This is a genomic window from Tersicoccus phoenicis, from assembly GCF_001968835.1.
Lineage (GTDB): Bacteria > Actinomycetota > Actinomycetes > Actinomycetales > Micrococcaceae > Tersicoccus > Tersicoccus phoenicis.
The window spans coordinates 12,267-35,129 of the sequence record NZ_MRDE01000009.1; the positions used below are offsets into that span (position 1 = coordinate 12,267).

Consider the following 22,863-nt stretch of genomic DNA (forward strand, 5'->3'; position numbering starts at 1 on the left):
TACGCTGGAGACCATGACTGACGCCTCCGCCGTCCCCTCGTCCGCAGCCGCCCTGGGGGTGGTCCGGTCCGACGGCCGGGCGCCCGACGAACTGCGACCCATCAGCATCACCCGGGACTGGTCCAACCAGGCGGAAGGCTCGGCCCTGATCGAGTTCGGCAACACCCGGGTGCTGTGCACCGCCTCCCTGACCGGGGGCGTGCCCCGCTGGCTCAAGGGCGAGGGGCGCGGCTGGGTGACCGCCGAGTACGCGATGCTGCCCCGTGCCACCAACACCCGGTCCGACCGGGAGTCGGTCAAGGGCCGGATCGGCGGCCGCACCCATGAGATCTCCCGGCTGATCGGCCGCTCCCTGCGGTCCATCATCGACCTGGGGGAACTCGGCGAGAACACCATCGTCCTGGACTGCGACGTCCTGCAGGCCGACGGCGGCACCCGCACGGCCGCCGTCACCGGCGCCTACGTCGCCCTCGCCGACGCCGTGACGTGGGCCCGCAACCAGAAACTGATCAAGTCGACCGCCCGGCCCCTGCGGGACACCGTCTCCGCGGTCAGCGTCGGCATCATCGACGGGGTGCCCATGCTGGACCTGCCCTACGTGGAGGACGTCCGCGCCGAGACCGACATGAACGTCGTCGTCACCGGTTCGGGACAGTTCGTCGAGGTGCAGGGCACCGCCGAGGGCGCCCCCTTCAACCGCGCGGAGTTGGACGCCCTGCTCGACCTGGCCCTCGCCGGCACCGCCGAACTGGCCGCCGTCCAGCGCGCCACCCTGGGCCAGGGATGACCGGCACCGCCGCCCGGCTCGTCCTCGCCACCCACAACCGGGGCAAGCTGGTCGAGCTGCGGGAGCTGCTGCGGGGTGTGGTGCCGGGGCTCGACGTGGACACGCAGGTGATCGACGCCGGAGCGGCGGGAGCCCCGGACGTGCGGGAGACGGGCGTGACGTTCGCCGAGAACGCCCTGCTCAAGGCCCGCGCCGTCGCCGCGGCCACGGGTCTGCCGGCCGTCGCCGACGACTCCGGCCTCGCGGTCGACGTGCTGGGGGGAGCCCCCGGCATCTTCTCCGCCCGGTGGGCCGGACGGCACGGCGACGACGAGGCGAACCTGCGGCTGCTGCTCGCCCAGCTGGCCGACATCGACGAACCGCACCGTGCGGCGGGATTCATCTGCGCGGCCGCCCTGGTGCTGCCGGGAGCGGACGCCGAGCCCGTCGTCGTGCACGGCGAACTGCGGGGCACCCTGCTGCGCGAGCCGCGCGGCGGTCACGGGTTCGGCTACGACCCGGTGCTGCAGCCGGACGGGTACCCCGACAGCTGCGCCGAACTCGAACCGGCCCGCAAGAACGCGATCAGTCACCGGGGGCAGGCGATGCGGGCCCTGGTTCCGCACGTCACCCGCGTCCTGGCCGGGTGAGAGGCGGGCGTCAGTCGGTGCGATTGGCCTCGCGGGCGCCGTCGGCTCCGGGGGCGCGATCGGCCGTGCGGGGCTTCTTCCGGGCCTTGAGCAGCTCGACGGCGATCGGGATCACCGAGATCGCGACGATGACGACGAAGATGACGTCGATGTTCTGGCCCACCCAGCTGAACTGGCCAAGCCAGAAGCCCAGCAGCGTCACGCCGACGCCCCAGAGCAGCGCCCCGATCACGTTGAACGCGATGAAGACGTGGTAGGGCATCTTCGCAACCCCGGCAATGACGGGCGTGAAGGTCCGCACGATCGGCACGAAGCGGGCGAGGATCACCGCGCGCCCGCCGAACCGCTCGAAGAACTCGTGGGCACGGTCGACGTACTCCTGCCGGAAGATCCGAGAGTCGGGTCGGCGGAACACGGCCGGTCCCGTGCGGTGCCCGATGTAGTAACCGAGTTGGTCGCCGGCGAACGCGGCCACGAACACGGACAGGCCGAGCACCCACACCGGGACCCCGATGGTGCCGGTCGCGGTCAGCAGACCGGCCGTGAACAACAAGGAGTCGCCCGGCAGGAAGAACCCGATCAGCAACCCGGTCTCGGCGAACACGAAGGCGCAGACGAGCAGGACGATCCACGGGGCGAGCGCCGGGTCGCGCAGGAAGACGTTGGGGTCCAGCCAGGCCGGGAGGATGCCGGCCACGGGGCGGACGGCGGAGGCGGAGAGCGCGGTCAGGTCCAGCGCGGGCAGCGAGATCACCGGTCAAGACTACGGGGTGGTTCCTGAGGGGATCCTGAGCCGCGGGAAGCGTGCCGTCGGGCTTGCCGACGGCGTTGCGTCGGCCCCCGCGGGTACCGGGCGGTAGCGTGGCGGCGTGGGAATCGCGTTCACGGCCATCGACTTCGAGACAGCCAACGGCCATCGCGGCTCCCCGTGCGCCGTCGGCCTGGTCAAGGTCCGTGACGGCCAGGTGGTCGACCAGACCGCCTGGCTGATGCGGCCCCCGCCCGCCGCCGACCACTTCGAACCCGCCAACATCGCGATCCACGGCATCACCGCCGCCGACGTCGCCGGGGAACAGACCACCGCGGAGGCACTCGGGCGGATCGAACGGTTCGTCGACGGCGACCTGATGGTGGCCCACAACGCGGCCTTCGACCTCGGCGTCTACACCGAGGCCGCCCGGTCCTGTCGGGTCACCGTGGCTCCCGCCCGGTCGGCCTGCACGGTCCGGCTCGCGCGGCGCACCTACCGGCTCCCGTCCTACTCGTTGCCCTTCGTCGCGGCCGAGGCAGGCGTTCCGCTGCTCCGGCACCACGACCCCCTCGAGGACGCCCGGGCGTGCGCCGGCATCATGATCGATGTGGCTCGCCGGCACGCCGTCGACGACCTGACCACGCTCTTCTCCCGCCTGGCCCTGCCGGCGACCGCCTGGGGGAACCAGGGCGTCGGTTCCGAGCGCGGTACCGGTCCGCAGCAGCTCGCCCTGTTCACCGTCGTGGACGGGCGGTTCCGCCGGCACGACGCCGACGAATGGCCGGCCCGCGGGCGGGACGCCGTCGCCGTGGGGGAGGGCCTGCGCCTGACCGGCTGAGCGGCGGCTCGGCGGTCAGCGGCGCCGCCGCTCAGCGGCCGCCGGCCAGCGCGTGGAGGAACTCGTCGACCGCCCGGTCGACGACGTCGCGCTCCACCAGCGCGCCGATCCAGGCCGGGTCGAGGGCCGCCGTGCCGCGCAGGGTACCGATGAGGTTGCCGGTGATGGCGGCGGTCGAGTCGCTGTCGCCGTCGTGGTTGGTGGCGCGCACGAGCGCCCGCCGCAGGTGGACCTGTGGGTCGTCGTCGGCGTCGACCAGCGCGCAGTACACCGCGATCGCCAGGGCCTCCTCTGCGACCCAGCCGCCGCCGAACCGGTCGGACAGCCGCGGCGGGTCCAGGGGCACGTCGACGTCGCGGTCCGCTGCGGCGGCGTCGACCGCTGCCGTCAACGCCCGATGGGTCTCCACCGCGTTCTCTGCGCCCTCGGCGAGGGCCGTCATCGTCTCGCGGACCGCCACGGCCAGGTCCGCCCCGCGTACGACCCGACCGATGATCCCGGTCAGGGCGCCGGCGGCGACGCCCGCCGTGGGGTGGCCGTGCGTCAACGCGGAGCCGCGGGCCGCCAGGCGCACCAAGTCGGGGACCGCCACGTGCGGGACGAGGCCGAACGGCGCGGACCGCATCACCGTCCCGCATCCCTTCGCGTCCGGGTTCACCGGCCGTTCCGCGGTGCCCATCGCCCCGGAGCCCAGTCCGCTCAGGCAGGCGTTGCCGGGCGCGCGCCGGTGCCGCATCAGCGGCTCGGACTCCAGCCACGTCGCCGGCGGCTGCGGGGCCGCGGCGGGCAGCGGCTCTCCCTGCGTGCGGAACCAGCGCAGGTAGGCCAACCACAGGCACGCCGACTCGTCGGCGGCCGAACCCTCGTTGGCCCAGCGCAGCGCCTCGCTCAGCCCCTCCAGGGTGAACAGTGTCATCTGCGTGTCGTCCGAGATCACGGGCTCGGCGACGTCCGTGAGCGTCGTCAGACCGGCCGGCCCGTAGCGGCGGACGATCTGCGGCCAGTGGTCGAACTCGACGGCGTAACCGAGGGCGTCACCGACGGCGCCGGCGAGGAGGCAGCCGCGTACCCGGTCGGCGTGCTCGGGTGCACGCCGCGCGGTGTTTTCTCCGCCGTCTTCTCCGCCGTCGGGGGCGGGCTGTGGGGTGGTCGGGGACGCGGTGTGAAGATCCCCACGCGGGGACGACATCGATGCAGGCACACTCGAACGATAGTCTCGACGGGTAATCGCGTGGTTCCCGGCGCGACGACGCCGGGCCGCGACCGACGACGAAATCGAGGACCGCATGGCCGCCGATCCTGGCCGCACCCCCCAGCCCGCCGACCCCCGGAGCGAGGCAGACCCGAACGCGGGGGCCACGAGCACCACCGTCCCCCACGCCGCCACGACGGGCGGTCGCCGCGCGTCGGGCGCCGCTGCGGGCGTCGGCGACCTCGCCGCACCCGTGCCCGTGGCCGCGACCAAGGAGGGCATGGCCACCGAGATCCTCGGCCCGGGTGCCGGGCCGTGGGCGCGTGCCGGTGCGGAGGCCATCGGAACCTTCCTGCTGGTCTTCGGCGGCCTCGGCGCCGTGCTGTCCGGCCTGCTGGTCCAGACGGGCGGTGTCCCCGCGCCCGTCGCGCTGGGCCTGGCCATGACCGTGGGCGTCCTCGCCTTCGGGCACATCAGCGGCGGCCACTTCAACCCGGCGCTCACCCTCGGTGCGGCGATCGCCGGCCGCACCCGCTGGGCCCACACGCCGTCCTACCTGCTGGGCCAGCTGGTCGGCGGTCTCGCCGCGTCCGGGCTGCTGTACCTGGTGCTGCGGGTGCACCCGCAGCTCGGCGGCACCCTGCCTCAGGTGTTCACGGCCCTGTCCAACGGCTACGACAGCCGATCACCGGCTCAGTTCCCGCTCACGAGCGTGCTGCTCGCCGAGATCGTCGCCTCCGCCCTGTTCGTGGCGGTCGTCCTCGGGGCCACCGCCCGCCGGGCCAACAACCTGCTGGCCGCCCTCGCCGCCGGCTTCGGGCTGACGGTCGTCCTGGCTGCGATCGCCCCGATCTCCAACGGCGGCATCAATCCGATCCGGGCCACCGGGTCGGCGATCTTCGCCGAGGGGTGGGCGGTGCAGCAGCTCTGGGCCTTCTGGGTGGCGCCGCTGCTCGGCGGTCTGCTCGCCGGTCTCGTGTTCCGCAGCTTCCTCTCCGTCACCCCGCGAGACGGGGAAGGCGAGGACGCGGAGGACACGAACGCGGAGGACACGGACGCTCCCGTCACTGCGGCCTCCGCCGAGCGCCCGCGCAACGCGCCCGCACCGCCGAAGCCCGGAACCGGTCGGACGGATCCCGGTGCCGAGTCGGCGCACGACCGTGAGGTCCGGAACTTCTTCGACCACCGCGACGGAGGCTCCTGACCCGTCGTCGAGCGGTCACCGGCGGGGCCCGTCGCAGTGCTCGTCCGGGGGTCGCGGCGGGGCACCCCGGTTCTGTCGGTGTGCCGTTCTAGCGTGAAGGTATGAAGATTCTGCACACCTCCGACTGGCACCTGGGCCGCTCCTTCCACGGTGTCGGGATGCTGGCCGAGCAACGGCGTTTCGTCGATCAGCTCGTCGGGATCGTGCGGTCCGAGGGAGTCCGTGCGGTCCTGATCAGTGGGGACGTCTACGATCGTGCGCTGCCGTCGGTGGAGGTGGTCCAGCTCTTCTCGGACGCGCTCGACCGGCTCACCGCGGCCGGGGCGGAGGTGATTCTCTCCTCCGGCAATCACGATTCACCGATCCGGCTGGGCTTCGCCGACCGGGTGCTCTCCCGCGGTGGCGTGCACGTGCGCACCGGTCTGGATGCTTTGACCGATCCGGTGCGATTGACCGAGCCCGGCGGGGCGGACATCGCCGTCTACGCCGTGCCCTACCTCGAGCCTCGACTGGTCGCGGACCGGCTCGGCGTCGACCGGCCCGGCCACCCCGCCGTCATGACGGCGGCCCTGCGCCTGGTCCGGGACCACCTGGCCGCCCTGTCCGCAGCGGCCGGAAGCACCCCACCCGTGCGGTCGGTCCTGATGTGCCACGCGTTCGTCGCCGGGGCCGAGGAGTCCGACAGTGAACGAGAACTCGCCAGCGGCGGCCTCGGCCAGATCCCGGTGCCCGTGTTCGAGGGTTTCGACTACGTCGCTCTCGGTCACCTGCACGGCCGGCAGCGGCTGCGCGAGAACGTCCGGTACAGCGGCTCGCCGTTGCCGTACTCCTTCTCGGAGGCGCGGCAGGCCAAAGGCGGATGGCTCCTCGACGTCGGACCGGACGGGCTGCGCGCGGTCGACCCGGTGACCGTACCGACCGCCCGCGCGCTCGCGACCCTGCGCGGCCCGCTGGACGAGCTGCTCGCCGACCCGGCCCACGCCGGCGCCGAGGACGCCTGGTGCCAGGTCACGCTGACCGATCCGCAGCGGCCCATGATGGCGATGGATCGGCTCCGCGAGCGCTTCCCTCACACGCTGGTGCTGCAGTTCGACCCGCAGGGCGCCGCACCGCGGGAGCGAACCACCTACAGTTCGCGGGTGGCCACCGCCGTCGACGACCTCGAGGTCAGCGCCGGATTCCTCGACCACGTGCGTTCCCGGCCGCCGTCGGCACAGGAACGTGCCGCGCTCGCCGCCGCGCTGGACGCCGTCTCGATCGCGGAGGCGGCCCGATGAGGATCCACCGGCTCGACGTCGAGGCCTTCGGGCCGTTCGCGACCGCCCAGCACATCGACATGGACGCCCTGTCCGAGCAGGGGCTGTTCCTGCTCAACGGGCCGACCGGCGCGGGCAAGACCAGTGTGCTCGACGCCATCTGCTTCGCCCTGTACGGGTCGGTCCCGGGCGAACGGCAGAACGCCCGGAACCTGCGCAGTGACCACGCCGCACCCGACGCCGCGCCATCGGTCAGCCTCGACTTCACCGCTCGCGGCCGACGCCTGCGGGTGACGCGGGCGCCCGCCTGGGAGCGACCCGCGCGCCGCGGTGCGGCCCGGATGGTGCCCGAGAACGCGAAGGTCAGCCTGGAGGTGTTCGAGGACGGCACCTGGGCGCCGCGGAGCACCCGGGCGGACGAGGTCGGAGCCGAGATCCTGGACACCCTGGGCATGTCGAAGGACCAGTTCACACGGGTGGTGATGCTGCCGCAGGGCGAATTCGCGCGGTTCCTCCAGGCCCGTCCGTCGGAGCGGGAGGACCTGCTGGAGAAGCTGTTCGGCACGGACCGGTACGGGAATCTCGAGCAGCGGCTGGCGCAGGACGCCGCGGACGCCGAGGCCCGCGTGGGGGAGGACGAGACCCGGCTCGAACTGCTGGTCCGGCAGGGCTGGGACCTGTGGGCAGACCTGCCGCTCCCGCTACCGGTCGATCACGGCGCCTCCCGTGGTGATCCGCAGGCGGATCTGGACGACGAGGCGGATCTGGACGACGAGGCGGAGCAGGCCGGCATCGAGGATCCTGACGAGGACGGCGTCGAGGGCTCGGACGGCACTGCCGGCGAGGGGGTCTGCGGCGGTGCCGAGGAGAGTCGCTCGTTGACCGATCTGCGCGACGCGGTCCGCACCTACCGGGCCACCGCCGTCGACGCGCTGGAGCTCCGGCGGCAGGAACTCGCCGATGTCGAACACACGGGCGCCGAAGCAGCCGAACGATTCGACCGGCACCGCCGACTCGCCGACGCGCGCCGGGACCGGGCCGCGGTGGAGGCCCAGCACCAGGACGCCGCCGCGCGCCGGGCCCGGCTCGACGACCACCACCGTGCCACCGCTGTCAGCGGCCAGTTGGATGCGCTGGACCGGGCCGACCGGCAGTTGGCCACCACCGGCGCCGCCGAGGCCGACGCGGCCCGGACCGCCCGAGCCGCCGAGGATCTGGTCGAGGATCTGGGTGCTCCCGGCGCGGGCGCGAGCGAGAAGGTGGCCGGGTCGTCGACCACGGCGGCGCTGCTGTCCCGGGTCGAGGCCGCCCTGACGTCCGGGCGGTCCGACGCCGCCGTGCTCGAGGCGCGTCTGCCGCTGGAGCAGGATCTCGCCGCCGTCCAGGCCACCGGGCACGCCCTCGGGGTCGACGCGGACCGGCTGCGTGCGGAGGCCGCCGACCAGGAACGCGCCGCGACGACCGCCGAGGCCCGGCTGACCGAGCTGGCCGCGCAGCAGGAATCGACGCGGGCGGTGGCCGTGCAGCATGCCGCCCGCACCGCCGCCGTCGAGCGAGCCGCCGCCGTCCTGGAGGCCGCGACCCGTCTGGTCGCCGAGCGCCGCGCGGCCGAATCCGCCGAGCGGGACGCCCTGTCCGCTCGGTCGACCGCGCAGGACGCGCGCCAGGCGTGGCTGGACATCGTCGAACGACGCCTCGACCACGCCGCCGCCGAGTTGGCCGGCCGGCTCGCCGCCGGCGAGCAGTGCCCGGTCTGCGGGTCGCTGGAGCATCCCGCACCCGCCGGCGCGGGCCAGACCGACGTGCCCACCGAAGCGGACCAGCAGGCCGCTCGGGACCGGCTGGACTCCGTGGAGGCGGCCGCCGGCCGGGCCCAGTCCGTCGCCGCGGACGTCGCCCGCCGGATCGCCGCTCTCGACGCGGTGGCCGGCGGCACGGACGTGCCCGGCGCGACCGACGCGTACGAGACCGCCCGGCTCGCCGCGGCGGAGTCCACCACGGCGCGCGACGACGCGAACCGGGTGGACGGCGAGCTGGCCCGGCTGCGGATCGGCGCGGAGTCCGCCCGCCAGGCGGCCGAGCGCGCCCGCGCCGAGCTGGGCGCGGTGACCGCCCGGATCGAGGAGTGCTGGGCCCGCACCGAGCAGCTGGACGCCCAGCTGGTGGCCGCGCGTGCCGGCTACCCGACGCTGGCCGACCGGCTCACCGATCTGACCGCCCGATGCGATCGGCTGGCCCGGTGGCGGGAGGCCCTGGCCGCGCGGGCGACCGCCGAACGGACCCGCACGGACGCGGCCACCGCCCTGGCGGAGGCACTGCACGAGCACGGCCTCGCGAGCGAGGCCACGGCCCGCGTGGCGCTGCTGGGCGACGACGAGGCAGCGGCGCTGCGCACGGCGATCGCCGCCCACCAGCGCCGGAAGGACCGCACCGACGAGGCATTCGCCAGCGCCTCGGTCACTGCGGCACTGGCTGACGAGGCCGCCGGCGTCGCCACCCCGTCGCCGCGGGACCTGGCGCGCGTCGAGGAGAGGATCGGAGCCGCCCGTGCTGGCGTGGCCGACGCCGAGGTGCGGCAGCGGCTGCTGGACCGCGGGCTGAGCCGGTTATCCACGCTCGTCGATCAGGAGCGGGAGTTGCTCGCCGCCGTCGGTCCCGAGCGGGAGCGGGCACGGATGCTGCGCTCCCTCGCAGACACCGCTCGCGGCCTGGGGGAGAACGCTCTGCGGATGACGTTGACCTCCTACGTCCTCGCGGCCCGGCTCGAACAGGTGGCCGCCGCCGCGAGCGAACGGCTGCTGACGATGAGCAGCGGCCGGTACACCCTGAACCACAGCGACGCACGGGTCAAGGGCAACGCCAAGTCGGGGTTGTCCCTGGTGGTACAGGACGGGTGGACGGGCATCAGCCGGGAGACGAGCACCCTCTCGGGCGGAGAGGCGTTCATGGCCTCCCTCGCCCTCGCCCTCGGGCTGGCCGACGTCGTCCAGCAGGAGGCGGGCGGCCTGGACATCGACACCCTGTTCGTCGACGAGGGGTTCGGTTCGCTCGACGAGGCATCGCTCGACGACGTGATGGAGGCGCTGGAGGGGTTGCGGGACCGGGGCCGGGTGGTCGGCGTCGTGAGTCACGTGGCCGATCTCAAGCACCGGATCCCCGTCCAGCTGGACGTGGTCAAGCAGCGCACCGGGTCCCGGGTCGCCGTCCGCGTCGCCGCACCCGCCGCCTGACGGGCCGGATCGGAACCGTCAGGTCAGGTGGCGCTGGATGTGCGCGGCCGCCCGGGTGAGGCGGGCGCCGATGGCCGCCGTGTCGTCCCGGCGGCCGAGATGGACGACGGCGACGGCGGCGGGGGTCAGCCCCGGACGGAGGATCGGCGCCGCCACGGATCCGACCCCGGGGATCACCTCGTCGAAACTGACGGCGTAGCCGCGCTCGCGGGCCAGCCGCGCCTCCGGCCGGTAGGGCGAGGAGGGGTCGATGGTGCGCCACTGTTCCTCGCTGATGGCCGACTGGATCGCGATGCTCGGGGCGCCGGCCGCGAACGACTGCCGCGTGCCCGGGCGCTGCGCCAGCGTGGCCCCGTGCGTGTTGGGCTCCACGGTCACCAGCGTGACGCAGTCCACCTGGTCCCACACCGCGATGAACGCGGTCAGCCCCAGGTCACCGGACAGCTCGGTCAGCACCGGCAGCGCGGCCGACTGCAAGGAACGCGCGACCGACCGGGCCAGTACCGCCAGACCGGGGCCCGAGAGGACCTTCCCGGCGTCGTCGCGCACCACCAGCGCATGCTCCTCCAGGGTGCGCAGGATCCGGTACGCGATGGAACGGTGCACCCCCAGCGCGGCGGCGATCTCGCCGATCGACAACGGCGCCTCGGCGTCGGCGAGCACCTCGAGCATCCGTACCCCGCGCGACAGGGTCTGAGCGTGCGAACTCCCCGCCCTGGTGCTGGAGCGCGTCGTCGTGACCGGTCCGTCCGCCTCGGTGGCCGCCTCGTCCCCGTGCCCGGCTGGGCTCATCCGCTCCGTCTCCTCCGCTGGCGACCGGCCCGGCGAGCCCGGACCGGAACGTTCGATCATAACGACGTGATCGAACCCCGCGATCAACGCCCGGATTCGCGGCCGGACCCGAGGCAGGCCAACACCTCCGCGTCCGTGCACTGTGGGAATTCCCGGTAGTACGCGCCGACGGCGTGAAAGTCCGCCGGGGCGTGCAGGACGACGACGGCGTCGGCGGCGGCACGAAGCCGATCCAGGGCGTCCGGCGAGGCGACCGGGGCCGTGATCACCACGCGGTCGGCACCGGCGGCCCGGACCGCGTCGATCGCGGCCAGCATCGTCGCGCCCGTGGCGATGCCGTCGTCGCACAGCACGACCGGCCGACCCGCCACCGGACCGGAGGTCCTAAGGAACAGGGACTCCTGCCGGTTCAGCGCCGTGGTCTCGGCGGCGACGACCTGATCCAGCCGGCTCCCCGGGATCCCGGAACCGAGCAACCGGTCGACCAGGACGGGGTCGGTGGTGCGAGCACGACGGCCCGCGCAGGCGGCCAGCGCCCCGAAGGCGACCTCGGGGTGGCCGGGAACCCCGAGTTTCCGGGTCGCCACCGCGCCGACGGGCAGGTCCAGGTCGGCGGCCGCCACCGCCGCCACCGGAACACCGCCGCGACACAGACCCAGGACCACGGTGGTGGGCGTGACCGTCGCCGGCCCCCTCGAGTCCGCCAGCGCAGCGGCCACCCGGTGGCCGGCGTCGGCTCGATCGGCCAACTCGAACCCGGCCGGCCGGTGGAACGCCTCCATGCCTCCAGTATCCGCCGGGACGGCCACGATGTGGTTTCGATCACGTTCCATGCGCTACGCTGAGCCCACTGACTGACCGTTCAGTCACTATCTCGCATCTCAGGAGACGCCGCGCACCACCGTTCGGTGCCGCGGCCGGGCACAACGGAGTAGCCATGACCACAGTCAACAGCAGCAGCGCCCCGGCGCACCGCACGGGGGGCACCGCGGAGGAGCGCCGCGTGCTCGGAGCCACCCTCGTGGGCACCACGATCGAGTGGTACGACTTCTTCATCTACGCCCAGGCGACCGCGGTGGTGCTCACCCCGCTGTTCCTGGCCCCGCTGAACAGCACCAACCCGGCGCTCGCGCAGATCGTCGCCTTCGCGACCATCGGCATCTCCTTCCTGTTCCGGCCGCTCGGCGCCATCGTCGCCGGGCACCTGGGCGACAAGCTCGGTCGCAAGCAGATGCTCGTCTTCACCCTCGTCATGATGGGCGCGGCGACGGCGTTGATCGGCGTGCTGCCGACCTACGGCCAGATCGGTGTCGCGGCGCCGATCCTGCTCATCCTGCTGCGCATCCTGCAGGGCTTCTCGGCCGGTGGCGAGTGGGGTGGTGCGGCGCTGATGAGCGTCGAACACGCACCGGTGCACAAGCGCGGCCTGTTCGGGGCCTACCCGCAGATCGGGGTGCCGATCGGCATGATCCTCGCCACCGGGGTGCTGTGGGTGCTCACCACGACCATGGGCCCGGCGTTCGGTCAATGGGGTTGGCGGTTGCCGTTCCTGTTCTCCCTCGTCCTGATCGCCGTCGGCTACTTCGTGCGCCGCTCGGTGGAGGAGAGCCCGGTGTTCAAGGAGATGGCCTTGCGCCGCAAGGAGTCCTCGGCGCCCCTCGGCCAGCTGTTCCGGCACCACACCAAGGAGGTCGTCCTCACCGCGTTGATCTTCCTGGCCAACAACGCGGCCGGCTACCTGCTGATCGCGTTCTTCATCTCCTACGGCGGATCGGTGCTGAAACTGCCCCGACCCGACCTGCTGCTGGTGACGACGCTCGGCGCCTTCGGCTGGCTGATCTTCACCTTCGTCGGCGGCGCCCTCTCGGACCGGCTCGGCCGGATCCGCACGTTCCAGATCGGCTACGCCGGCCTGATCATCTGGGCCGTGCCGATGTGGTACCTGATCGACAGCAAAAACCTCTTCCTGTTCTTCGTCGCGGTGTTCGTCCTCACCATCACCCTGGGCCTCTCGTACGGGCCGCAGGCCGCCCTCTACGCCGAGATGTTCCCGGCCAAGGTGCGTTACTCCGGCGTGTCCATCGGGTACGCGCTCGGCTCCATCCTCGGTGGTGCGTTCGCCCCGACCATCGCCCAGGCCCTGCTGGCGTCGTACAAGTCGTCGATCCCGATCGGCATCTACATCGTCGTCGCGGCCGTCATCTCGCTCGTCGCCGTCTCCTTGGTCAAGGATCCGCGCGGGGTGGACCTGCACGTCAGGGAGGTGCACGAGGAGTACCTCGCCGAACACCCGGAGATCCGGCGGGATCTCGGCGTCGCCGGGGAGGCCGACACCGCGCGGTGACGTCCCATTCCCGGCCGGTCGCTGCACTAGCGTGGTCAGCAGGCTGACGACTGGAGCACGGGACGGGAGAGCGACACCGATGGACACCGACCCCGCGACCACCTCGACGGAGTCGACGGGGGCTGATCCGGGCCGTTGGCGCATCCTCGCCGTGTTGCTGGTGGCCATCTTCATGTCACTGGTCAGCGTCAGCAGCGTCAACGTCGCCCTGCCCTCGATCCAGTCCGGCCTCGGTGCTACCGCCTCCCAGTTGCAGTGGGTGCTCTCCGGCTATGCGCTCACGTTCGGGGTGGTGCTGGTGGCGGCCGGCCGCGCGGGGGACATCCTCGGTCGGGGACCGCTGTTCATCACCGGTGTCGTCGTCTTCACGCTGGCGTCGATCTGGTCCGGTCTCGCCGCCGACCCGACGATGCTCGTCATCGCCCGGTTCATCCAGGGCATCGGTTCCGGCCTGCTCAACCCGCAGGGCGTGGGCATGATCCAGCAGTACTTCCGGGGAGCCGAGCGTGGGCGAGCGTTCGGCGCGTTCGGCAGCGCGGTGGGGGTGTCCGTCGGCGTCGGCCCGTTGCTCGGAGGTCTGCTGATCCAGTTCGGCGGACCGCAGGAGGGCTGGCGGTGGATCTTCTTCATCAACGTGCCGGTCGGCATCCTCGCCATCGTCCTCGCGCTCCTCTGGTTCCCACGGCCGCTCGTCGTCCGTTCCCCGGGCCGAACGCTCGGTGGTCTCATCCGGGCCCTCGACCCGGTCGGCGCCCTGCTGCTCGGGGTGGCGATCTTCGCCGTCCTGTTGCCCTTCATGGAGGCCCGCGCCGAGGTGTCGGGGTGGCTGTGGGCACTGGTGCCGGTCGGCGTCATCCTCGCGGCCGCCTGGATCGCGTGGGAACGGAACTACCGGCGGCGAGGCAACAGCTCGATGGTGGACCTGGGCATCTTCCGCACGAGCAGCTTCTCTCGGGGCGCGGGTCTGATCGCGTTGTACTTCCTGGGAGTGACGAGCGTGTGGGTGCTGGTCGCCCTGTTCTTCCAGGAGGGCCTCGGGCACACGCCGCTGGAGAGCGGGTTGATCGGCCTACCGAACGCCGCGGCCTCCGCGCTGTCCGCCACCTGGGCCGGTCGCCGGGTGATGCGGCTGGGCCGCCGCCTCGTCCTGGGTGGAATGGCCAGCGTGCTGCTCGGCCTGGGGCTGAGCGTCGCGGTGATCGAACTGCACGGGCGTGGCCTGGTCAGCGAGTGGTGGCTGCTGCTGACGTTGATGTTCGTCGGTCTGGGGCAGGGGGCCGTGGTCAGCCCGAATCAGACGCTCACGCTCGCCGAGGTTCCCCTGGAGTATGCCGGCAGTGCGGGCGGCGTCATGCAGACCGGCCAGCGGGTGGGGACCTCCGTCGGGATCGCGGTGATCACGGCGGTGGCGTTCACCGTGCTCGATGCCGGCGGCTGGGCGAACGCGATCTCGATCGGCTTCGGCCTGGTCGCGCTGGTCCTGCTCCTCGCCCTGACGGTCGGCCTGGTGGATGAGCGCGCCCGTCGGCGGTCCGACCGGGGCGGCGGTCGGACCGAGGCGACGGCGGGCGGGTGACGTGCATTGAGGGCGGCTGCTGCGTGCGGCTCACCGTTTCGCCAGGAGGGCCTCCAGCCGGGCGAGTTGGCGCCGCAGGTCGTCGATGTCCGCCTTCGTGGCCGACTGCTCCTCCGGCTTCAGGCTCAGCACGAGGTGACCGCCGGCATCCAGTTCGCCCGCGGCGATCTCGCTGACGTCATCACCGTTCTGGGTCCGCACCGCGTGGTCGAGTTCGCTGCGCCGGATGCCCAGCCGGCGCATCGCCGCGTCGATGATCCGGCCGTCCCGGATCACCGTGGTGGACGAACCCTCGAGCAACCGGGTCAGCCGCGGATGCCGTCCGGCGGTATCAGCGATCAGGCGGTTGATCAGCGTGTTGAGCGCCACCAGTGTGATCGCGCCGACGACGCCGCCCACCAGACTGGTGTCCGGCCCGATGATGGCGTTCTGCACGACGTTGGAGAGCAGGAACAACACCACGAAATCGAACGTGTTCAGCGCCGCCATGCCGCGTTTGCCGGTCGCCCGGAACAACACGATGATGACCACGTACACCAGCACCGTGCGCAGGATCTTCTCCAGCAAGGGGATCTGCTCCACCAGCATCGACTGCCACACGGGGTCCTCCTCGGCTCGGACGGTCGGAGCAACCCTAACGCGGTCGGCTCAGCACGCCGGCCAGCCCCTCGCTGCCCCGGGCCAGCAGGGTCACGTCCGAGCCGACCGAGACGAACGCCATCCCGCCCTGCGCGTAGCCTCGCGCCCGCGCGGGATCGAACGCGTTCACGCCCACCGGTTTGCCGGCTTCCGTCCCGGCCCGACGACACCGCTCGACGGCGGCGAGGACGTCCGGGTGCTCCTGCTGGCCGAGCACCCCCAAGGAACCGGACAGGTCGGCCGGCCCGAGGAAGATCGCGTCCACGCCGTCCACGGCGAGGATCTCCTCGACGTTCGCCACCGCCGTGCCGGTCTCGATCTGCACGGTCAGGCTCACGGTGCCGGAGGCCCGAGTCAGGTAGTCGGGGATCCGGCCCCACCGGGAGGAGCGGCCGAGCGCCGCGCCGACGCCCCGGACACCGTCGACCTCGGAACCGGGATACCGCACGGCGGCCACGGCCGCGGCGGCCGACGCGGCGTCGTCGACCATCGGCACGAGCAGGTTCTGCGCCCCGGCGTCGAGGTACTGCTTGATCTGCACCGGGTCGTTCCAGGGCACCCGCACGACCGTGACCACGTCGTACCCGGCGGCGGCCTGCAGCTGGGCGAGGGTCGAGGTCAGCGTGTTCGGACCGTGCTCGACGTCGATGAGTAGCCAGTCCACGCCCGACCCGGCGCAGATCTCGGCGACCAGGGCGCTGCCCGAGCACACCCACATCCCCACCAACGGCCGCTCGGCCGCGGCCAGTGCGGCGGCCAGCGTCGGCTTCGGTTCCTCTACACGAATCGGCATGTCACGGTCCCCAGCTCTCGGTAATCGGCGAACACGGTATCCCCCTGGTACACCCACAGCGGTCGGGTGAACGAGCCGGCCAGGATCAGCTGCCCGGCTCGCAGCCGCTGCCCGTGGGCGGCCAGCTTGGTCGCGAGCCAGGCGACGCCCGACGCCGGGTGGCCCAGCACGCCGGCGGCGACGCCCGTTTCCTCGATGCCGGCGTTGCGGTACAGCAGGGCCGAGACCCAGCGCAGATCGACGTCGTCGACCTTGACCGGCCGGCCGCCGATCACCATGGCGCCCATGGCGGCGTTGTCGGCGATGGTGTCCACGATGGTGCGCCCGGACATCTCGACCCGGGAGTCGAGGATCTCCAGCGCGGGCACCACGTACTCGGTGGCGGCAAGTACGTCGAAGATCGTCACGGGCGGCGCCGCGGGGTCCTCGCTGCCGAGGTCGGAACTGCCCAGGTCGCGGCCCAGCCGGAACGCCAGCTCCACCTCGACCCGGGGGTGCGTGTAGCGGTCCCACGGGATCTCGACGCCGCCCTCCAGCACCATGTCGTCGTGGATGACGCCGTAGTCGGGTTCGGTGATGCCCGTGGCCTCCTGCATCGCCTTCGAGGTCAGCCCGATCTTCCGGCCCACCACCGTCCGGCCGGCAGCCTGCAGGCGGGAGGACCACAGCTGCTGGACGGCGTAGGAGTCCTCGACCGTCATGCCGGGGTAGCGGGGGTGCAGGAGTGGCACGGGCGTGCGGGTCCGGCCGGCTTCGACCAGTTCGTCGGCGATCGCGCCGATCGTCGCCTCGTCGAGCATCAGAGCTGGTTCCCCAGCTTGAACCCCTGGGGGGCCTCCCCGCGCCGGGCACCGCCCGCGTCGTCGGCCCGGGTCCAGGAGAAACCGTCGGCGCCGATGGTCACGGCCATCTCGGAGGGTTCCTCGCGGTCGACCACGGGCTTCGGGTTCCCGTCGAGGTCCAGGACGAGGGAGGCCTCGGTGTACCAGGAGGGCACGACGGGGTTGCCCCACCAGTCGCGGCGCTGGTTGTCGTGCACGTCCCAGCGCACCACCGGGTTGTCCGGGTCGCCCGTGTAGTAGTCCTGCGTGTAGATCTCCACGCGGTGCCCGTCGGGGTCGAGGATGTAGAGGTAGAACGCGTTCGAGACGCCGTGCCGGCCGGGTCCCCGCTCGATCCGGTCCGACATCCGCAGCGCACCCATCGTGTCGCAGATGGAGATGATGTTGTGCTTCTCGTGGGTGGCGAACGCGATGTGGTGCATCCGGGGGCCGTTGCCGCCGGTCATCGCGGTGTCGTGGACGGTGGGCTTGCGCCGCATCCACGCGGCGTACTCCACGCCGTCGGAGTCCGAGATGTCCTCGGTGATCCGGAAACCGAGGTCCTCCAGGTACCGGCAGGCCCGCGGCACGTCCGGGGTCACCTGGTTGAAGTGGTCCAGCCGGACGAGGGCTCCGGGGCCGTACAGGTCGTAGCGCCAGGCGAGGCGCTCCACGTGCTCGACCTCGAAGAAGAACTCGTAGGGGAAGCCCAGCGGGTCCTCGACGCGCACGCTGTCCCCGACGCCCCGGACGAACCCGTCCTTGCGGCGTTCGGTGCGGCAACCGAGCTCGGCGTACCAGGCCTCGGCCCGGTCGACGTCCTCGGGGGTGCGGACCCGGTAGGAGAAGGCGGCGACGGCCGCGACCGGGCCCTGCCGCAGCACCAGGTTGTGGTGGATGAACTCCTCCATGGTGCGCAGGTAGATCGCGTTCTCGTCCTCCTCGGTCACGATCAGGCCGAGCAGGTCCACGTAGAAGGCGCGGGAGGCGGCCAGGTCGGTGACGACGAGCTCCATGGACGCGCAGCGCAGGATGTCGGGGGCGGGCGCCGATGGCGTCGGGACGGGGTTGGCGACGGCGGGCCGGACGACGTCGGCCGGGTCGAGGACTCGGGGGCCGGTGCCCGCGGGATCGGTACTCTTCGGGTTCGGGGTGGAGGGCGACATCGGGGGGTTCTCCTCGTCGAGAGCTGTCGGGTGCGGGAGTGTGCCGGTCAGGCGTCCGGCGCGGCGGCGGCGTCCTCGGCCTTGCCGAAGACCGGGTTGTGCACCTCGCCCAGGTTGATGTGGACGGCCTGCTGTTCGGTGTAGAAGTCGATCGAGCGGTAGCCGCCCTCGTGGCCCAGGCCGGAGGCCTTGACGCCGCCGAACGGGGTGCGCAGGTCGCGGACGTTGTTGGAGTTCAGCCACACCATGCCGGCCTCGACGTCCTGCGCGACATTGTGGGCACGCTTGAGGTCGTTGGTCCAGATGTAGGCGGCCAGGCCGTACGTCGTGTTGTTGGCCAGGGCGAGCGCCTGCTCGTCCGTGTCGAACGGGGTGATGGCGACGACCGGGCCGAAGATCTCCTCCTGGAAGATCCGGGCGTCCGGGGGGACGTCGGCGAACACCGTGGGGGCGACGAAGTTGCCGTCCGGGAAGCCCTCCGGCCGACCACCGCCGGCGGTCAGTCGCGCCTCCGTCTTCCCGATCTCGATGTAGGAGAGGACCTTCTCGACGTGCTCGGGGTGCACCAGCGCGCCGACCTCGGTGGACTTCTCGTGCGGGTAGCCGACCTTGACGCGTTTCGCCTGGGCCGAGTAGCGCTCGACGAACTCGTCGTAGATGCTCCGCTGGACCAGGATGCGGGACCCGGCGGTGCAGCGCTCGCCGTTGAGGGAGAAGACGCCGAAGATGGTCGCGTCGATGGCGGCGTCCAGGTCGGCGTCGGCGAACACGACGGCGGGGGACTTGCCGCCGAGTTCCATGGACAGGCCCTTCAGCCAGGGAGCGGCGTTAGCGAAGATGATCTGGCCGGTGCGGGACTCGCCGGTGAACGAGATCAGCGGCACGTCCGGGTGCTTGACCAGGGAGTCTCCCGCGTAGCCCTCCTCGCCGAAGCCGTGCACGATGTTGAACACGCCCGTCGGCAGGCCGGCCTCCTCGAAGATGCCGGGCCACAGAGACGCCGAGAGCGGGGTGAACTCGGCCGGCTTGAGCACCACGGTGTTGCCGGTCGCCAGGGCCGGGCCGAGCTTCCAGGACTCCAGCATGAACGGGGTGTTCCACGGCGTGATCAGGCCGGCGACGCCGATCGGCTTGCGGTTGACGTAGTTGGCCTGCCGGCCCGGGACCTTGAAGGCGTCGTCGTGCTGGGCCACGATCAGGTCGGCGAAGAAGCGGAAGTTCTCCGCGGCGCGGCGGGCCTGGCCGAGGGCCTGGGTGATGGGCAGTCCCGTGTCGAAGCACTCCATCTCGGCCAGTTCCTGACCGCGGGACTCGACGATGTCGGCGATGCGGTTGAGCACGCGGGAACGCTCGCGGGGGAGCATGCCCGGCCACGGCCCGTGCAGGAACGCCTCCCTGGCGGCGGCGACGGCCGCGTCGACGTCGGCGACCTTGCCGGACGCGGCCGTCAGGTACGGCTGGTTGGTGACCGGGTCGAGGACGTCGAAGGTGTCGCCGTCGATCGAGTCGACGTGCGCACCGCCGATGTAGTGCTGCAGGCGGTCGGGCAGGTTGTCGGGCACGACATGGGGACTCACGGTGTGCTCCTTCGCGAGGGTTCGGATCGGACGTCGGTGCTGGTTAGGTAGAGGTCAGGTGCTGGTCAGGTGCCCGCGTGGGCGAGATAGGCCTCCAGGGTCGCCAACCGGTGGCGGCGGGCCAGGCGTTCGATCTCGACGACGTCGTCGCCGGCCGCCAGGGCGTCCAGCAGCGCATCGTGCTCGGCCACGGACCGGGCGGCGCGGCCGGGCACGTAGGCGAACGTGGAGGAGCGCAGGGCGCCGAGCCGGTTCCAGCCGCGCTGCACGAGGTCGAGCACGTGGGGGTTGGGGCAGTTCTCGAACAGGATGGCGTGGAAGGCCAGGTTCAGCTCGGTGAACGTGCGGGGGTCGAAGTCGGCGAGCCGGACCCGCATCTGTCCGTTCACGTCCCGGGCCCGCGCCAGGTCGGCCGGCGCCAGCAGGGGCGCGCACAAGGCGGTCGCATACCCCTCGACCAGGGCGAGCGTCTGCATCGTGTACAGGTATTCGGTCGGGTCGATGCCGGTGACGGTCGCCCCGACGTTGCGCTCGAACGTGATCAGCCGCTCCGACTCGAGCCGGCGGATCGCCTCCCGGACGGGCACGACGCTCATGTTCAGCTCGTCGGCCAGCCGGGAGAGCACGAGCCGGTAGCCGGGCCCGTAACTGCCCGAGCGGATCCGCTCCAGCACGTACCGGTAGGCGGTCTCGGACTTGCTCGACGTCTCCGCGCCGGTCGCCACGCTGCTCTTCTCCGTGGTGGCCACGACGATCACAGCTTCCGTGGATTCTCGGCGGCCCACACGTCGTACTGCGTCCGCCACGCGGCGTTGAGCGGGAAGAGCCCGTCGACGGGGTGCCCGGCCTCGACCTGCGCGTAGATGAACGTCTCCTCGTGCTCCTGCTGCAGGCACGCCTCGACCAGGTCCTCGGCCAGCGCCGGCGGGATGACGAGGATGCCGTCGGCGTCGGCGACGATGATGTCGCCGGGCACCACGGTGGTGCCGCCGCAGGCGACGGCGACGTCCGTGTCCCAGGGCACGTGGCGGCGGCCGAGTACCGCGGGGTGGGCAGTGGCGTAGAAGGTCGGCATGTCCAGTTCGGCGACGACGGCGGCGTCCCGGACCCCGCCGTCGGTGATGATGGCCGCGGCCCCGGCCACCTGGGCGCGCAGGGCGAGGATGTCGCCGAGGGTGCCGGCGCCCTTCTCGCCGCGTGCCTCCATGACGAGGACGTCGCCGTCGTGCAGGTCGTCGACGATCCGTTTCTGCGCGTTGTACCCGTCGCCGTGCTGCGTGAAGAGGTCCTCGCGGCCCGGCACGTAGCGCAGGGTGCGGGCGGTGCCGACGACCTTGGCGCCGTCCCGGGTGCAGCGCAGGCCGTCGATGGAGACGTTGTTCAGGCCCCGCTTGCGCAGCTGGGAGCTCAGGGTCGCGGTGGCGACGGCCTCGAGTCTGCGCCGCAGGTCGGGGGAGAGGGCGGGTGCGTTCGCCTCCGGCTGCTGCTGCTGCCTCGGTGCCAGGCCGGCGGCTTCCGCACTTCCCCAAGCCTCGATCCGCTGCTCGTCGGTGACTGTCGGCGTCGAGCCGTAGGCGGGGTTCGCCGCGACGGTGCCGGCGGTCACGACGCTGAGCAGCCGGCCGGTGGCGTGGGCGCCGTCCAGGGTGGACACCTCGACCTCGACGCGGTCACCGGGCTGGGCGACGGACGAGCCGGCGGGTGTGCCGGTGAGGATGACGTCACCGGCCTCGAGGGTGAGCCACTGGGAGAGGTCGGCGATCAACCGGCCGAAGCCGAAGAGCAGCGTCTCGGTGGTGTCGTCCTGGGCGATCTGCCCGTTGACCCAGGTCCGCACGCGCAGGCCGGCCGGGTCGATGCCGGCGGCGGGGATCAGCGCGGGACCCAGCGGCGTGAAGCCGGCACCCCCCTTGTTGCGCACGTTGGAGCCCTTGTCCGGGGTGCGCATGTCGTACAGGCCCCAGTCGTTCGCGGCGGTGACGGCCGCGACGGCGGCCCAGCCCTGCTCGGGGGTGACCCGGTGGACGGGCTCGCCGAGGACGAGAGCCACCTCGCCCTCGAACGCGAGCAACTCCGTGCCGGCGGGACGCTCGACGGTGGCACCGCTGAGCGCCAGCGAGGAGGCGGGCTTGAGGAAGTACGAGGGCTGGTCGGGAGTCCGACCCCGCTGGGCGCAGCGGCTCGGATAGTTCAGATGGACGGCGATGACGGTCCCGACGCGTTCGAGCGTGTGGCGGTCGAGAGGCTGCGAGTCGAGGGTCTCGGGGGTGCCGCGCATCCGCTGCTCCTGGTTCGGGTGAGAGACGGGCGCTGATCCGTTCCGGGAACACAGCCGAACCGGATCAGCGACGAAATCGTATACGATCAGTCTCGCCGTGTCCGGGTCACTCTGTCAACCCCCTTCGGAGATTCGCATCAGCGGGACGAGGGCGTCAGCCGAGGAAAGCGAGGGCGGCGTCCTTGAACTGGCGGCTGGTCACGGTGCTCAGGTGGTCGCGACCGGGGATCCGGAGCAGCTCGGGGGCGCCGCCGCGGTCCTGGAGCAGCCGGACCAACTCGTCCATGCCCGCGGCCACCTCGTCGTTCTCCCCGGCGGCGAGCAGCACGGGCTGGTGCGGCACCATGGTCTCCGGGTGGTACGGCTCCTGCTGGGCGGCGTGGATGAAGGTGAGCACCGCGTCCATGGGGTTGCCGGCCGCCTGGGCCATGGCCAGGAACATCCGGGTCTCGTCGTGGGCGATGCCCGCGCCCGACTCGAGGTGGGCCCGCGCGCTCGCCAGGTCGACGGCGACGAACCGGTCGTTGCCCGCGGCCCCGCCGAGCACGACGCGGCGCACGAGCTCCGGCTGCGCTGCCGCCAGTTCCCAGGCCAGGCGGGCGCCGAACGAATAGCCGACCAGGTCGACGCCACCGCCGTCGGGCCCGATCGGGCGGATATCCTCCTGGGCCAGCAACTGCAGCAGATCCGCCCGGATCCGGGACGGCAGGCAGGCCTCGACCGGGGCGGGGCCGGACCGGCCGTGGCCGGGCAGGTCGACGGTGAGCACCGTGTGTCCCGCGCGGGTGAGGTCGCGCACCCAGCCCGGGCGCTCCCAGTTCAGCTCGGACGAGGAGGCGAACCCGTGGACGAGCAGCACCGGTGGAGCGTCGATCGTGTCCTCGGGTTCCGGCTCGAACCGTTGAGCGTGCAGACCGGCGTCGACGCCCTCGACGAGCTGATGATCGGTCGTCCGGAACCGGTGCTCCTGCGCCTGAGTCATGGCTCCAT

At 72.3% G+C, this 22,863-nt stretch carries 20 protein-coding genes; 8 read left to right on the top strand and 12 right to left on the bottom strand.

The window, feature by feature from the left end:
* Window positions 1-13: 13 nt before the first annotated feature.
* Window positions 14-787: a ribonuclease PH gene (gene rph, locus BKD30_RS01630; protein WP_076701091.1), complete on the top strand. Its 774-nt coding sequence runs from the start codon at window positions 14-16 to the stop codon at window positions 785-787.
* Window positions 784-1,416 (top strand): RdgB/HAM1 family non-canonical purine NTP pyrophosphatase, encoded by a 633-nt coding sequence (gene rdgB, locus BKD30_RS01635; RefSeq protein WP_076701093.1) that lies wholly within the window; start codon window positions 784-786, stop codon window positions 1,414-1,416. Before rph ends, rdgB begins: the two co-directional genes overlap by 4 nt.
* Before the next feature lie 10 nt (window positions 1,417-1,426).
* Here rdgB and BKD30_RS01640 read toward each other — a convergent pair whose 3' ends face one another.
* Window positions 1,427-2,170 carry a DedA family protein gene (locus BKD30_RS01640; RefSeq protein ID WP_076701096.1) on the bottom strand — a complete coding sequence of 248 codons (744 nt, stop codon included), beginning with the start codon at window positions 2,168-2,170 and terminating at the stop codon, window positions 1,427-1,429.
* Window positions 2,171-2,285: 115 nt separating this feature from the next.
* Here BKD30_RS01640 and BKD30_RS01645 point away from each other — a divergent pair, with 115 nt between their 5' ends.
* The gene (locus tag BKD30_RS01645; protein WP_076701100.1) at window positions 2,286-3,005 is read left to right on the top strand and encodes a 3'-5' exonuclease; all 720 of its coding nucleotides are present in this window, start codon (window positions 2,286-2,288) and stop codon (window positions 3,003-3,005) included.
* A 31-nt stretch (window positions 3,006-3,036) separates the two neighbouring features.
* On the opposite strand, the gene BKD30_RS01650 is transcribed toward BKD30_RS01645, so the two are convergent.
* Entirely contained in the window at window positions 3,037-4,194 is a 1,158-nt protein-coding gene (locus tag BKD30_RS01650; RefSeq protein WP_076701102.1) for an ADP-ribosylglycohydrolase family protein, read from the bottom strand.
* 97 nt (window positions 4,195-4,291) lie between these two features.
* Between BKD30_RS01650 and BKD30_RS01655 the strand changes: the two genes are divergently transcribed.
* The 3 genes from BKD30_RS01655 (at window position 4,292) to BKD30_RS01665 (ending at window position 9,887) form a co-directional block, all read left to right on the top strand.
* On the top strand, window positions 4,292-5,401 hold the full coding sequence (locus tag BKD30_RS01655) for an aquaporin (protein WP_076701105.1): 1,110 nt from the start codon (window positions 4,292-4,294) through the stop codon (window positions 5,399-5,401).
* A 101-nt stretch (window positions 5,402-5,502) separates the two neighbouring features.
* Window positions 5,503-6,678, top strand: a complete 1,176-nt coding sequence (locus tag BKD30_RS01660) for an exonuclease SbcCD subunit D (RefSeq protein WP_076701108.1) — start codon at window positions 5,503-5,505, stop codon at window positions 6,676-6,678.
* Window positions 6,675-9,887, top strand: a complete 3,213-nt coding sequence (locus tag BKD30_RS01665) for an AAA family ATPase (RefSeq protein WP_076701110.1) — start codon at window positions 6,675-6,677, stop codon at window positions 9,885-9,887. Before BKD30_RS01660 ends, BKD30_RS01665 begins: the two co-directional genes overlap by 4 nt.
* An 18-nt stretch (window positions 9,888-9,905) precedes the next feature.
* On the opposite strand, the gene BKD30_RS01670 is transcribed toward BKD30_RS01665, so the two are convergent.
* Window positions 9,906-10,679 carry an IclR family transcriptional regulator gene (locus BKD30_RS01670; protein ID WP_083955912.1) on the bottom strand — a complete coding sequence of 258 codons (774 nt, stop codon included), beginning with the start codon at window positions 10,677-10,679 and terminating at the stop codon, window positions 9,906-9,908.
* 83 nt (window positions 10,680-10,762) lie between these two features.
* A complete protein-coding gene (locus tag BKD30_RS01675) occupies window positions 10,763-11,512 on the bottom strand; it encodes a phosphoribosyltransferase (RefSeq protein WP_235861270.1) in 750 nt (249 codons plus the stop codon).
* A 104-nt stretch (window positions 11,513-11,616) separates the two neighbouring features.
* Here BKD30_RS01675 and BKD30_RS01680 point away from each other — a divergent pair, with 104 nt between their 5' ends.
* Both BKD30_RS01680 and BKD30_RS01685 read left to right on the top strand, forming a co-directional pair.
* Complete coding sequence (locus BKD30_RS01680; RefSeq protein WP_076701116.1) at window positions 11,617-13,023, top strand: MFS transporter; 1,407 nt, start codon at window positions 11,617-11,619, stop codon at window positions 13,021-13,023.
* 79 nt (window positions 13,024-13,102) lie between these two features.
* Complete coding sequence (locus tag BKD30_RS01685) at window positions 13,103-14,599, top strand: MFS transporter (RefSeq protein ID WP_076701118.1); 1,497 nt, start codon at window positions 13,103-13,105, stop codon at window positions 14,597-14,599.
* A 30-nt stretch (window positions 14,600-14,629) separates the two neighbouring features.
* Here the strand turns inward: BKD30_RS01685 and BKD30_RS01690 are convergent, their stop codons facing one another.
* From BKD30_RS01690 to BKD30_RS01725, 8 genes are all read right to left on the bottom strand, one after another.
* Window positions 14,630-15,199, bottom strand: coding sequence for a DUF421 domain-containing protein (locus BKD30_RS01690; RefSeq protein WP_076701121.1), 570 nt, complete (start codon window positions 15,197-15,199; stop codon window positions 14,630-14,632).
* Window positions 15,200-15,233: 34 nt separating this feature from the next.
* Window positions 15,234-16,031: an HpcH/HpaI aldolase family protein gene (locus BKD30_RS01695; RefSeq protein WP_076701122.1), complete on the bottom strand. Its 798-nt coding sequence runs from the start codon at window positions 16,029-16,031 to the stop codon at window positions 15,234-15,236.
* The gene (locus tag BKD30_RS01700) at window positions 16,016-16,831 is read right to left on the bottom strand and encodes a fumarylacetoacetate hydrolase family protein (RefSeq protein WP_076701125.1); all 816 of its coding nucleotides are present in this window, start codon (window positions 16,829-16,831) and stop codon (window positions 16,016-16,018) included. Before BKD30_RS01700 ends, BKD30_RS01695 begins: the two co-directional genes overlap by 16 nt.
* The gene (hpaD, locus tag BKD30_RS01705) at window positions 16,831-17,868 is read right to left on the bottom strand and encodes a 3,4-dihydroxyphenylacetate 2,3-dioxygenase (RefSeq protein WP_235861314.1); all 1,038 of its coding nucleotides are present in this window, start codon (window positions 17,866-17,868) and stop codon (window positions 16,831-16,833) included. The genes BKD30_RS01700 and hpaD overlap by 1 nt, the downstream gene beginning before the upstream one ends.
* 197 nt (window positions 17,869-18,065) lie before the next feature.
* Entirely contained in the window at window positions 18,066-19,595 is a 1,530-nt protein-coding gene (locus tag BKD30_RS01710; RefSeq protein WP_076701127.1) for an aldehyde dehydrogenase, read from the bottom strand.
* Window positions 19,596-19,660: 65 nt separating this feature from the next.
* On the bottom strand, window positions 19,661-20,344 hold the full coding sequence (locus tag BKD30_RS01715; protein WP_076701327.1) for a GntR family transcriptional regulator: 684 nt from the start codon (window positions 20,342-20,344) through the stop codon (window positions 19,661-19,663).
* A gap of 5 nt (window positions 20,345-20,349) precedes the next feature.
* Window positions 20,350-21,873 (bottom strand): fumarylacetoacetate hydrolase family protein, encoded by a 1,524-nt coding sequence (locus BKD30_RS01720; RefSeq protein ID WP_076701129.1) that lies wholly within the window; start codon window positions 21,871-21,873, stop codon window positions 20,350-20,352.
* Window positions 21,874-22,027: 154 nt separating this feature from the next.
* On the bottom strand, window positions 22,028-22,855 hold the full coding sequence (locus tag BKD30_RS01725) for an alpha/beta fold hydrolase (RefSeq protein ID WP_076701131.1): 828 nt from the start codon (window positions 22,853-22,855) through the stop codon (window positions 22,028-22,030).
* Window positions 22,856-22,863 lie beyond the last annotated feature (8 nt).